Origin of the sequence: Marinobacterium rhizophilum DSM 18822 (assembly GCF_000378045.1) — a bacterium.
Taxonomy (GTDB): Bacteria; Pseudomonadota; Gammaproteobacteria; order Pseudomonadales; family Balneatricaceae; genus Marinobacterium_A; species Marinobacterium_A rhizophilum.
Genome location: NZ_KB899097.1, coordinates 46449 through 58634 on the forward strand (window position 1 = coordinate 46449; position 12186 = coordinate 58634).

A 12186-nucleotide genomic window follows, 5' to 3' on the forward strand; every position below is an offset into this window, starting at 1 on the left:
GTCAGCCCCCGGGCGTCGAGCGGTAGTTTTCACGACGCTTGAGCTGATAACGTCGTACCGCGGAGTTGTGCTCGGAGAGTCGAGCGGAAAAATGATGACTGCCATCGCCCTTGGCGACAAAGAACAGCCAGGGACCGTCTTCCGGGTTAAGGGCAGCCTCGATCGCCTCTTCCCCGACCATGGCGATGGGTGTGGGCGGCAGCCCCTCGATCGCATAGGTGTTATAGGGCGTTTGTTTCAGCAGATCAGCGCGGCGCAAATTCCCCTTGTATTGGTCGCCCATGCCATAAATAACCGTCGGGTCAGTCTGCAGACGCATACCTTGCTGCAGCCGGCGTACGAAAACACCACTGATACGCGGGCGCTCTTGCGGTACGGCAGTTTCCTTTTCGATGATTGATGCCATGATCAATGCCTCGTAGACCGATGCATAGGGCAGCTCCGCCTGGCGCTTTTCCCAGGCACGCGCCAGGGTTTCATCCAGTGACGCGCGGGCACGGCGCAACAGATCCAGATCCGACATTCCACGCAAAAACTGGTAGGTTTCAGCCAGGAACAGGCCTTCAGGGTGCTTATCGGGCTCACCGAGCTGTGCCATGATCTCGCTATCATCGAGCTCACCCAGCGTCTGCAAGAGCACCGTATTGGCCGCCAGCTGTTCACGCAGCTGGGCAAAACTGGTGCCCTCGACCACGGTAAAGAAATGGCGCAGCGTGTCGCCATCAACCATTTTTTGTAACAGGGCTCGCAGTGACAAACCCGGTTCCACTTCATACTCACCCGCCTTGACGCGGTGCGCCAGGCCATTAACACGGGCGTAGATGCGCAGGTAAATCGGCCGCTCGACCAGGGTCGCAGCTTCCAGATCAGCCACGATCTGATTGAACCCCTGGCCCCGCTCAATCAGTAATGTGCGAGTACCATCGACCGGCAACGGGCTGTCGATATAGGCATTGATATGCTGCCACACGAAAACACCTAGCAGCAGGGTCAGCAGCATCCCGGCCACCAACAGGGTCATACACTTTTTCAACACGCGAGATAATCCTTTGCTAGCAGCGACTGCAACTGTCGAGTAACAGGTCCTACCGACCAGTGCTGCGCACCCAGCGCCACGACCGGCCAGATATCGATAAGACTGTTACACAGCATGACTTCATCCGCCTGCTCAAGTTCAGTTTTGTGAAAACGCCCTTCCACCACCTCGATCCCAGCACGAGCTGCAAGCAACAGCAACTGCGTACGCAGCACCCCCGCCACGCCACAGCGATCCAGCAGCGGCGCATACAGAATTCCACCACGGACCCAGAGCAGGTTGCTCATGGTACCCTCGACGACAAAGCCTTCGGCGTCACACAGTATGCCCTCGCGAATCGCGGGATCATTCCATTCGCTGCGCGCCAGCACCTGCTCCAGACGGTTCAAATGCTTGATACCGGCAAGACGGGGATTCAGCGCCAGTGTCATGTCACACCAACGCACGGTGACGCCTGCCTGAGCAGGCTGATCCGGATACTCCGGCATTGCGGATAGCAGCAGAATACGGGTCGCAGACACGCCCGCCTGGGGCAAATAACCACGACCACCCGCTCCGCGGGTGATCACGATCTTGAGTACACCGAAGTCCTGCAATTCACACAGGCTGGTAATCCGCTCAAGGTCATTTTGAAGCTCAGAGAATAAGCTGCGGGTATCGATCGACAGGCGCTCACAGCCATGGCGCAGACGCTCAAGATGCAGATCCAGCAGCAGGGGTCGACCCGCGCGCAACTGCACAGTTTCGAACAGGCCATCACCGTATGCCAGACCACGATCGGTTACCGCAACAGTGTCGGCAGGAACGCCATTGACCAGAGTGAAGGGAGATTTATTCATAGACGGACACCGAAGCCAAAAGCACCCCTGCCTTGCAAGGCAGGGATGCAGGACAGCGGATCAAATCTTGCGGAACGCAAGAGTGCCGTTGGTACCACCAAAGCCGAAGGAGTTGGACAGTGCCGTGTCTATGCGGCATTCCTGGGCGACCTTTGGCACATAGTTGAGGTCGCACCCCTCAGACGGGTTGTCGAGATTGATGGTGGGCGGCGCCACCTGATCACGGATTGCAAGCAGACAGAAGATGGCTTCAACGGCACCGGCGGCACCGAGCAAATGCCCCACCATCGACTTGGTGGAGCTCATGCGCACCGCAGAGGCGGCACTGCCGAGCACTCGCTTGGCTGCATTGGACTCGGCCATATCGCCCGCCGGCGTCGAGGTGCCATGGGCATTGATGTAATGCAGCTCATCCGGATTCATACCCGCATCGCGCAGGGTGTTTTCCATGGCCCGTGCGGCACCCTCGCCAGACTCTGGCGGAGCGGTCATGTGATAGGCATCGTCGCTCATGCCAAAACCCACAATTTCCGCATAAATCCGTGCACCACGCGCCTTGGCGTATTCATACTCTTCCAGCACCACAATGCCGGCACCATCACCGAGCACGAAGCCATCGCGGTCGCGATCCCAGGGCCGACTTGCCGCCGTCGGGTCGTCATTGCGGGTCGAGAGCGCGCGGGCGGCGGCAAAACCACCGATACCCAAGGGGGTATTGGCCATTTCGGCGCCACCGGCAATCATCGCATCAGCATCACCGTATTGAATCATGCGCATGGCATGTCCAATGTTGTGCGTACCGGTCGTGCAGGCCGTGGTAATGGCGATATTAGGACCACGCAGACCGTATTTGATCGCCAGGTTTCCGGCAATCATGTTGATAATGCTGCCCGGCACAAAAAATGGCGAAATGCGGCGTGGACCGCTTTCATTTAAAACGTCGTGATTTTTCTCGATCATCGACAACCCGCCGATGCCCGAGCCCACCGCACAACCGATGCGATGTGAATTTTCGTCGTTCACTTCCAGACCAGAGTCATCGATCGCCTGAACGGCCGCGGCCATGCCGTACTGGATGAACAAGTCCATTTTGCGAGCGTCTTTGACACTCATGTACTGACTGACATCAAACCCCTTAACCGGGGCCGAAAAGCGTGTCGCAAACGCAGATGCATCGAAGTGGTCAATCGGAGCTGCGCCACTTTTGCCAGCAAGGATATTGTCCCAGGTTTCTTTAACCGTATTACCCACCGGGGTCAGCATTCCGATGCCGGTAACCACCACTCTCCTGCGAGACATTGCGATCCTCCAGTTACTCTGGCCGTAAAAAAGAAAAGCCGCACTATACTGCGATAGATGCGGCTTTTCGCTTGTTCTTAAACGTGTCGATTACTGGTGCGCGTTGATGTAATCGATTGCCAGCTGTACGGTGGTGATTTTTTCAGCTTCTTCGTCAGGAATTTCTGTTTCGAATTCTTCTTCAAGAGCCATAACCAGCTCTACAGTGTCCAGGGAGTCAGCGCCAAGATCTTCAACGAAAGAGGCTTCGTTGGTCACTTCGTCGCCTTTAACGCCCAGCTGTTCTGCGATGATTTTCTTTACGCGCTCTTCAATGTTGCTCATAACTCTTCCTATATACTTTTCAACCCGTGCACCCTGTAGATGCGAAACGGGATTTTATAGATACCGCCATGCCCTAGCAAGCGTGGCGACGTTTATTATCACCGTAAACTGACGGCCAATTATCAACATATTGCCGAAAAAAACAATTGTTTGTGTCATAAGCCGTATTCAGGCCATGTACATCCCGCCATTGACCTGGATTGTCTCACCAGTGACATAAGCGCCCCCCTGACCGGCCAGGAAGCCCACCACGGCAGCGATCTCCTCGGGCTGACCGAGACGATTCATTGGAATCTGCGCCTGCAGATGGGCCTTGTGCTCATCCGCCAGGCCACTGGTCATGTCGGTATCAATAAAGCCCGGCGCGACGCAGTTAACCGTAATATTACGCGACCCCACCTCACGCGCCAACGCACGCGTAAAGCCTTCCATACCGGACTTGGCCGCGGCATAGTTCGCCTGCCCCGCATTACCCATGGATGCCACCACCGAGCTGACACTGATAATGCGCCCCCAGCGTGCCTTGGTCATACCCCGCAGGCAAGCCTTGACGACACGATAAACCGAGGTGAGATTGGTATTCAACACCGAATCCCACTCATCTTCCTTCATGCGCATCATCAGATTATCACGGGTGATACCGGCATTATTGACGAGGATCTCAACCGCACCAAACTCATCCTGAATGCGCTTGATAACCTGCTCAACTGACTCGGTACTGGACACATCCAGCACCAGACCCATGCCTTTGACGCCTGCTTCACTGAGGTAGGCGCTGATGGTCTGGGCACCGGATTCGCTGGTTGCCGTACCCACCACGATGGCGCCCTGGCTACCCAGATCATGCGCAATTGCCTTGCCGATTCCACGTGTGGCGCCGGTCACCAGCGCCACTTTACCTTCGATACTCATCTGTTGTCCCTTATCGATTTTTATTCGCCCAGTGCCTTGGCAAGGCCTGCGGGCTCGTTAATCGCAACCACATTCAATGCCCTGTGCACCTTCTTGTTCAAGCCGGACAATACCTTGCCAGGACCACACTCGACCAGCGTTTCAACACCGGCATCAACCATGGCCTGCACCGTACGGGTCCAGAGCACTGGACTGTATAACTGCGCCAGCAGGTTCTCCCGGATCTGTTCCAGCGTCTCCGGCTTCGCAGCGTCAACGTTCTGCAGCACCGGAATCTGCGGCGCGTTCAGGGCAATGTCCGCCAGCACTGGCGCCATCTGCTCGGCAGCAGGACGCATCAGCTCACAGTGAGACGGCACACTCACCGGCAGCGGAATCGCACGCTTGGCGCCCGCCGCCTTGCAGGCTTCCATACCGCGCTCAACTGCGTCCTTTTCACCGGCGATGACAACCTGCCCCGGGCAATTGAAGTTTACCGGCGAGACAACCTGCCCCTGCGCAGCCGCCTCACAGGCACTAGCGATGGCCGCATCGTCCAGCCCCAGAATGGCTGCCATCGCACCCGTACCCGCAGGTACAGCTTCCTGCATGAAACGGCCGCGCAATTGCACCAGGCGCACGCCATCTGCAAAACCGAGTACGCCTGCGCACACCAGGGCTGTGTATTCGCCCAGGCTGTGGCCGGCCATCAGCGCGGGCGTGGCACCGCCCTGCTGCTGCCACAGGCGCCATAATGCGACGCCGGCAGCCAGCAGCGCCGGCTGGGTCACTTCAGTCTTGTTAAGTTCGTCCTCAGGCCCCTGCTGCACCAGCGCCCAGAGATCATACCCCAGCGCCTGGGACGCCTCGGCAAAGGTTTCCTGAATAACAGGATACTGTTCGGAGAGTTCAGCCAGCATACCCAAATGCTGGGAACCCTGTCCGGGGAAAACAAAAGCAAGCGCCTGCGACATGGATTCCTCGTCTTTGCAATCTTATTGCGATAACCGCCCTACGGGCATAAAGGAGCGGTAGTTTACATGAATAACGGATGCTTGGCAGACCGAACCGCCCCGCGAGCCGCCTTAACCCGACACATCGGAACACAGTATAGGCACTCAGACGAGAGACGCAGCAAGCTGCTCGCTGATTCGACTTGGCACATCCATCTTTACTTCGGCCACCGCTTCATCGATCGCGTAACCAAAGCAGGCACGGCCCGCCCCACCATGGCTCTTGACTACGATACCCTGCAGCCCCAGCAAACTCGCACCGTTACGCCGAGACGGATCGAGCTGCTGCTGCAGCTCCTTCAACACCGGGCGCGCCAGCCAGGCAAGCATGCGCCGATAAAGAGTGCGCCTAAACGCCGCACCCAGCCCATGCGCAACCAGCCGGGAAACACCCTCGCTACTCTTGAGAGCAATATTGCCCACAAAGCCGTCACAGACCACCACATCGGCTTTCCCGGCGAAAATATCATCACCTTCCACATAGCCAATATAGTTAAGCCGCCCATACGCCTTGATCAGCGTGGACGCGAGCTTGACCTGCTCATTACCCTTGATTGCCTCCTGACCGATATTCAGCAATCCAACACGGGGCGCGGCAAGTCCATCCACCGCCTGGGTCATGACAGAGCCCATAATGGCAAACTGCAACAAATGCTCGGCGCAGCAATCCACATTGGCACCCAGGTCGAGCATGTAGCAGTGCCCGTCCTGCGTAGGCACAGCAGTGACGATGGCCGGCCGGTCGATACCTTCCAGCATACGCAGCACGCGACGGCCGATGACCATCAGCGCGCCGGTATTACCGGCACTGACACAGGCATTGGCCTGACCATCGGCGACCAGCTGCAACGCTATACCAAGAGACGTGTTCTGTCCTTTGCGCAACGCATGGGAAGGCTTTTCATCCATGGCAATAACGCCATCAGCCTGAACAGACTGCAGCCGTTCGCGCACGGATGCCGGGATATCACGCAGGTAGGGAGTAAAGGAATCAGTTTGACCAACCAGTTTAATGGTCAGACGGGGGTATCGCTCTAGCGCCTCAACGGTGGCGGGAACCGTAACGCGGGGACCGAAGTCCCCACCCATCGCATCAACCGCAATGGTATAAAAGCCGGACAAGCTTAGATTTCGTCCTGCTTGGTAACAACCTGACGACCACGGTAAAAACCATCGGCGCTCACGTGGTGACGCATATGAGTTTCGCCAGTGGTGGCTTCAACAGAAAGACTCGGGGTGCCCAGAGCGTCATGGGAACGACGCATGTCACGCTTAGACCGGGACTTTTTGTTCTTCTGTACTGCCATGGTGAGATAACTCCTAGTTCAACTCTTGTCAGCGTCGGCCTTCAGCTTGGCCAATACACTGAACGGGTTAGGTTTTTTGGGCTTCACATCTTCCGGGGCGACTTCCCCGAAAGAGGTCTGAATACTACAGTCGTCATGATAAGGCACTACCGGGAGGTTGAGGATTAACTCCTCCTCCACGACAGACCAGAGCTCGACATCTTCATCCTCAACGATCAGCGGATCATAATGACGTGGCAATGTTTTAGCCACTTCCTCGCTGGGCGCGACTGCCAGATTAAAGCTGGCTTCGACGTCAACCTCGACGGGCTCCAGACAACGCTGACACGCCATCTGGACCCTGCCTTCAGCACTGCCGGAAACAGTACGAATACGTTGCGGATCCAGCGAAAACAGAAGATCCACGGTGATCTCACCGTCTTTCTCAACGAGATAAGACTGCAAGCGCGGCATTCCATTCAGGCTGGCAAGCCCCTGGATACGTACTTCCCGTTCGGCAAGCTTTCGCGGGTCAACTCTTTTCGGTAATGGTCCGTACGACATAAGCGCGCAATTCTAGGGTGCAAAACCCTGACTGTCAAAGAAAAACAGGGGTCTTCCACAGGATTAATTCGGGTTAGTATTCTACGCCGGATAGAATCCCCTGTAACGCTGAAATGGCATTCAATGATGAATAAACTGATCCTGGCATCGAGCTCCGTCTACAGGCGCGCCCTGCTCGACAAATTACAGCTGCCCTATGAATGCATCAGCCCCGATATTGACGAAGCCGCCCACCCCGGCGAGTCCGCTGAAAATCTGGTACGGCGCCTGGCGCTGGACAAAGCCCGTGCCGTCGCCAAAACGACCCCTAACGCACTTATCATCGGTTCCGATCAGGTCGCCGTGCTGGATGGAGACATCATCGGCAAACCGCTGACGCACGACCGGGCGTTCGCGCAGTTACGGCGCGCATCGGGTCGCAGCGTACGTTTCATCACGGGCCTGTGCCTGCTGAACAGCAACAGCCAGCATAGCCAGATCGATGCGATTGACTTTTACGTGCACTTTCGTCGCTTGAGCGAGCAACAGATAGAGCACTATCTGCAACGGGAACAGCCCTATCATTGCGCTGGCAGCTTTAAGGCGGAAGGGCTCGGTATTGCGCTGTTTGAGCGCCTGGAGGGCGATGACCCCAACAGCCTGATCGGATTGCCACTGATACGTCTGGTTCGCATGCTGGAAAATGCCGGTGTCCAGGTACTCTGAATCAAATCGCAGCCAGCAAAAAGGGAGGCCTGGCCTCCCTCATAGCCCCAATGATGGGGGGCTGTCGATTAGCGCAGCCCGCCCATGCCCCCAAGCCCCAGCTCGGCGGCCATGGATTTGGAGAAACTGACACCGAGCCGGTCGATCAGTTTTTCCAGTGGCGATAGCTTGGAGCCGTACTGAACCAGCTCTTCCTCACCCACGATATCCCGCGCCACCATGCTGCTGCTGCCAAGACCATCAACAAGCCCCAGCTTCAGCGCCTGCTCGCCCGTCCAGACCAAACCGCTGAACACACGCTCATCCCCCTTAAGGCGGTCACCACGCCCCTCACGCACCTTATTGATGAACTGCTGATGGGTGGTACCAAGCACTTCCTCCCAGAAGCGCCGTTCGCTGTCTTTCAGCGGACTGAAGGGATCCAGAAAGGTTTTGTGCTCACCAGAAACCAAGGCGCGGCGCTCAATGCCCAGCTTGTCCATGAGCTCGACAAAACCAAAGCCCGCAGAGGTCACCCCGATGGATCCCACCAGACTGGCCTTGTCAGCGTAAATTTCATCCGCTGCAGCCGCAATATAATAGGCGCCCGATGCACCTATATCGCTGATGACGGCATAGAGTTTCTTTTGCGGATAGAGCCCCCGCAGACGCTTGATTTCGTCATAGACATACCCCGACTGCACCGGACTGCCGCCGGGGCTGTTGATACGCATGATCACGGCACGTGATTTGGGCTCCTTGAACGCAGAACGCAAGGCCCCGACCAGCTTGTCGGCACTGGCCTCTTCGCCATCGGCGATGGGCCCGCGCACATCAATAATCGCCGTGTGCTCCTTGACCAGTACATCATGCCCCACGTCCTTGCCCACCAGGAAGATGGCCAGGATCCCGAACAGATACGCAAAGGTCAGCAGTTTAAAAAAGATGCCCCAACGCCGGCTGCGGCGCTGCTCTGCATGCAACCCCATCAGCAGTTTTTCAATCAGGCGCCATTCGCGCTTGCCACCTTCCTGCGCCTTGTCCACCGTCGCTTGCAACTTGTCATCCATTTTTTCGTCCCAGGGGTTATCCGCCACGAGGTGCTCCTGTCAGGTTTTATTCAGTCCGTCGAGCCAATGTTCAAGCTCCGGGAAATTGTCTATTTCCAGCACCGGACGCCAGGGCTTGAGTCGGTCAATGTGGTGCGCACCATAGCTCACGGCAACGGTCGCCATACCCGCCCGACGCCCCATTTCCAGATCATATTCGGTATCGCCCACCATCAGCGCCTCAGCGACACTGACGCCGGTTTGCTGCAATATCTCGTGCAGCATATGCGGGTCGGGCTTGGAGGTGGTCTCATCAGCACAGCGGGACAGCTCAAACAGACTGCCCAGCCCCGTCTGCGCAAACACCCGATCCAGTCCACGCCGGTTCTTGCCGGTCGCCACGGCTAACCGATATCCCTTGCGATGCAGGTTTTCGAGCGTGCTACGGGCTCCCGCGAACAGGTGAGCGGGGGTGTCGTCGCCGGACACATAATAGTGCGCATAACGCTCGCGCATCGCCTCAATGCCCACAACATCGATACCCGGCACCAGAGCCCGTATCGCCTCGGGCAAGCCAAGACCGATAATATTGCGGATCGCTTCAGCATCCAGTGGGTCCAGGCCCAGGTCAAATGCGGAACGCTGCATACTCGAAATAATTCGAGCTGCAGAATCGATGACGGTTCCATCCCAGTCGAAAATCAGCAGTTTGTACACGACAGCTCCCTTATAATTCCCAAGGCGGCAAAGAATGCAGTAATGCGTCAGCCGGTGCAAGACGGCAAAGTTGCAGCACCCCGGCAGACCAACGTATATTTATAAAACATTTTAGGGATACTACGATGCAACTGAGTCGCTTCACGGACTACACCCTGCGGGTACTGTTTTATGTCGCGATCAACAACGATCGCCTGACAACACTGCACGAGATTGCCGACTTTTATCAGATATCGGTAGAGCACCTGCGCAAGGTGGTACATGCGCTGTCCAAAAGCGGGCATCTGAAAACCTATCGCGGGAAAAATGGCGGCCTCAAGCTCAACCTACCTCCAGCAGACATCAACCTTGGCGCCATCGTCAGCCAGAGCGAAGGCACCGCTCCGCTGATTGATTGCGAATCCCAGCCCTGCCGCCTGGCCGGCATCTGCAACCTGCAAAATGCCCTGGCCGAGGCGCAACGCGCCTTTATGGCAAGCCTTGGCCAGTACAGCCTGGCCGACATGCTCAACAACCCGCGCATGCAGCATCAGTTGATCAGCAAGACCGGTTGAGCCCGCGCAGGCACATCAAGACAGGCGGCGCCTTAATCGCGATCAGCCTCAACTCCCAGACGCCGGCGTAGCAACGGGCTGGTGGTGGTGTATTGCAGATGCACCCTCTTGCCAGGCTCCAGCCGGGCCTTGATGGCAAAGGCGGCCAGCGCCGCCTCATGAAAACCGCTTAGAATCAGCTTTTTCTTGCCGGGATAAGTATTGATATCGCCGATGGCGAATACGCCCGGGATGGAGGTTTCAAAGCGCTCGGTGCCAACCTGCACCTGATTGGCCTCCATGGCCAGCCCCCAGTGCTTGACAGGCCCCGGATCAGGCACCATGCCAAAGAATACCAGCAGACTGTCCGCCTCCAGCCACTGCTTCCCGCCTTCACTGTCAGCCAGTTCTACCGCGGACAGATCGCCGTTGGTCTGACGATAACTGCTTGCCCGCCCGGCCACGAAACGCATGTGTCCCTGCGCACAAAGCTCATGCATCTGATCCACCAGCGCAGACTGAGCCCGAAAACGCTCAGAACGATGCACCAGTACCACGGAGCGTGCCTCTGGCACCAGAGACAGCGCCCAGTCCAGCGCCGAATCGCCGCCCCCAAAAATCACCAGATCCCTGTTGCGAAACTGCGCCCTGTCCTTGACCGCGTAAAACAGCTGACGTCCCTCGAAAGCCTCGACACCGTCCAGCTTGAGCCGCACGGGCTGAAAGGCACCGGCACCGGCTGCGATCACCACGGCGGCAACATCAAACTCGGTTCCTCGGCTGCCACGCAGCCAGAAGCGCTCGCCGCGCGGCTCAAGCGCCTCGATACGCTCACCAAAGCAGAACTGCGCTTTAAAGGGTTCGATCTGGCGCATCAGGTTTTGCGTCAGCTGTGCACCGCTGATTTCAGGGATAGCGGGAATATCGAAAATGGGCTTTTGCGGATAAAGCTCGGCACACTGCCCCCCCGGCTGGTCCAGCGCCTCAACCACAATGGCACCAAGCCCCTGCAGGCCAAGCTCAAACACCTGAAACAGACCACAGGGGCCCGCGCCTATTACCAGTACATCAGCCGTCTTCATTCATCCGCCTCCGTTGCCATGGACCGGAACCCCGCCCGGACTATGCCATGCAGCACACGCCCATGGTGCGCCCGGTTGTTGAATCCAACATGAACAGCGACACAGCTGGGTCCGCATCCTCAGTGTAGACGCCTGACTCAGGTCCCCCCCGGGCAACCCTCACGCGCCATTGACCCGTGACCGCGATGGCCGAATGACTAAACGCATGAAAAATATTGAAAACCACGAGACTGGCAGCCTGTAACAAACGGCCAGAAAAAGGGGACCAACCAGCGCCACACGCTTGCTGGCCACGGGCACAACCGGGCTCAGTCGTGCGGCAGTTCAAGCTTGCGCGGACTGACCAGCAGCCCATTGTTGTCACCGTAGACGTATTCACCCGGGCGGAAGGTGACTCCGCCAAAGGTCACCGGCACATTGACATCGCCAAGGCCCCGCTTCTCGGTTTTCATGGGATGACTGCCCAGCGCCTGCACACCCAGGTCCAGATCGGCAATTGCGTTGACATCGCGAATACAGCCATAAATCACGATGCCTTCCCAACCGTTATCGGCGGCCTTTTCGGCCAGCATGTCGCCCAGCATGGCCCGGCGCATGGAACCGCCACCGTCCACCACCAGCACCTTGCCTTCACCCGGCAGCGCCACCTGCTCACGTACTCGGGAGTTATCCTCAAATGCCTTGATGGTGACAATCTCGCCACCGAAGGCACCACGACCGCCGAAACTGCCGAACATGGGTTCAACCACCTGTACCAGCGCTTCGAAATGATCACACAGCTCGGGTAAAAGATCGTCCATCACTGACTCCTTGAAGTGAATATAAGCCGCCCACAGGCCACCGTAAAAATGCCATGATCGATGATCGGC

General features: G+C 57.4%; 15 protein-coding genes. 2 read left to right on the top strand and 13 right to left on the bottom strand.

Annotation, left to right across the window (positions count from 1 at the left end; translation table 11 throughout):
* Window position 1: 1 nt before the first annotated feature.
* The 9 genes from mltG to F451_RS0111540 form a co-directional block, all read right to left on the bottom strand.
* Window positions 2–1021, bottom strand: coding sequence for an endolytic transglycosylase MltG (gene mltG, locus F451_RS0111500; protein ID WP_020681517.1), 1020 nt, complete (start codon window positions 1019–1021; stop codon window positions 2–4).
* Between the two features lie 8 nt (window positions 1022–1029).
* Window positions 1030–1875 (bottom strand): aminodeoxychorismate lyase, encoded by an 846-nt coding sequence (gene pabC, locus F451_RS0111505; protein WP_020681518.1) that lies wholly within the window; start codon window positions 1873–1875, stop codon window positions 1030–1032.
* A gap of 60 nt (window positions 1876–1935) precedes the next feature.
* Window positions 1936–3174, bottom strand: a complete 1239-nt coding sequence (fabF, locus tag F451_RS0111510) for a beta-ketoacyl-ACP synthase II (protein WP_026291706.1) — start codon at window positions 3172–3174, stop codon at window positions 1936–1938.
* 90 nt (window positions 3175–3264) lie between these two features.
* Window positions 3265–3498, bottom strand: a complete 234-nt coding sequence (gene acpP, locus F451_RS0111515) for an acyl carrier protein (RefSeq protein ID WP_020681520.1) — start codon at window positions 3496–3498, stop codon at window positions 3265–3267.
* A gap of 168 nt (window positions 3499–3666) precedes the next feature.
* Window positions 3667–4410 (bottom strand): 3-oxoacyl-ACP reductase FabG, encoded by a 744-nt coding sequence (gene fabG / locus F451_RS0111520; RefSeq protein ID WP_020681521.1) that lies wholly within the window; start codon window positions 4408–4410, stop codon window positions 3667–3669.
* 20 nt (window positions 4411–4430) lie between these two features.
* Window positions 4431–5363, bottom strand: a complete 933-nt coding sequence (gene fabD, locus F451_RS0111525; protein ID WP_020681522.1) for an ACP S-malonyltransferase — start codon at window positions 5361–5363, stop codon at window positions 4431–4433.
* Between the two features lie 144 nt (window positions 5364–5507).
* Window positions 5508–6524 carry a phosphate acyltransferase PlsX gene (plsX, locus tag F451_RS0111530; RefSeq protein ID WP_020681523.1) on the bottom strand — a complete coding sequence of 339 codons (1017 nt, stop codon included), beginning with the start codon at window positions 6522–6524 and terminating at the stop codon, window positions 5508–5510.
* A gap of 2 nt (window positions 6525–6526) precedes the next feature.
* Complete coding sequence (gene rpmF, locus F451_RS0111535) at window positions 6527–6709, bottom strand: 50S ribosomal protein L32 (RefSeq protein WP_020681524.1); 183 nt, start codon at window positions 6707–6709, stop codon at window positions 6527–6529.
* Window positions 6710–6727: 18 nt separating this feature from the next.
* Window positions 6728–7252 (bottom strand): YceD family protein, encoded by a 525-nt coding sequence (locus tag F451_RS0111540; RefSeq protein ID WP_026291707.1) that lies wholly within the window; start codon window positions 7250–7252, stop codon window positions 6728–6730.
* Window positions 7253–7375: 123 nt separating this feature from the next.
* Here F451_RS0111540 and F451_RS0111545 point away from each other — a divergent pair, with 123 nt between their 5' ends.
* Window positions 7376–7957: a Maf family nucleotide pyrophosphatase gene (locus F451_RS0111545; protein ID WP_020681526.1), complete on the top strand. Its 582-nt coding sequence runs from the start codon at window positions 7376–7378 to the stop codon at window positions 7955–7957.
* Between the two features lie 68 nt (window positions 7958–8025).
* Here the strand turns inward: F451_RS0111545 and F451_RS0111550 are convergent, their stop codons facing one another.
* Both F451_RS0111550 and F451_RS0111555 read right to left on the bottom strand, forming a co-directional pair.
* Window positions 8026–9033 carry a S49 family peptidase gene (locus tag F451_RS0111550; RefSeq protein WP_020681527.1) on the bottom strand — a complete coding sequence of 336 codons (1008 nt, stop codon included), beginning with the start codon at window positions 9031–9033 and terminating at the stop codon, window positions 8026–8028.
* 12 nt (window positions 9034–9045) lie between these two features.
* Window positions 9046–9702: an HAD family hydrolase gene (locus tag F451_RS0111555; RefSeq protein WP_020681528.1), complete on the bottom strand. Its 657-nt coding sequence runs from the start codon at window positions 9700–9702 to the stop codon at window positions 9046–9048.
* A 125-nt stretch (window positions 9703–9827) separates the two neighbouring features.
* Between F451_RS0111555 and F451_RS0111560 the strand changes: the two genes are divergently transcribed.
* On the top strand, window positions 9828–10256 hold the full coding sequence (locus F451_RS0111560; RefSeq protein ID WP_020681529.1) for an RrF2 family transcriptional regulator: 429 nt from the start codon (window positions 9828–9830) through the stop codon (window positions 10254–10256).
* A 32-nt stretch (window positions 10257–10288) separates the two neighbouring features.
* Here the strand turns inward: F451_RS0111560 and F451_RS0111565 are convergent, their stop codons facing one another.
* Together F451_RS0111565 and F451_RS0111570 are read right to left on the bottom strand one after the other, a co-directional pair.
* Window positions 10289–11317 (bottom strand): NAD(P)/FAD-dependent oxidoreductase, encoded by a 1029-nt coding sequence (locus F451_RS0111565; protein ID WP_020681530.1) that lies wholly within the window; start codon window positions 11315–11317, stop codon window positions 10289–10291.
* Window positions 11318–11625: 308 nt separating this feature from the next.
* Window positions 11626–12117, bottom strand: a complete 492-nt coding sequence (locus F451_RS0111570) for a putative 4-hydroxy-4-methyl-2-oxoglutarate aldolase (protein ID WP_020681531.1) — start codon at window positions 12115–12117, stop codon at window positions 11626–11628.
* Window positions 12118–12186 lie beyond the last annotated feature (69 nt).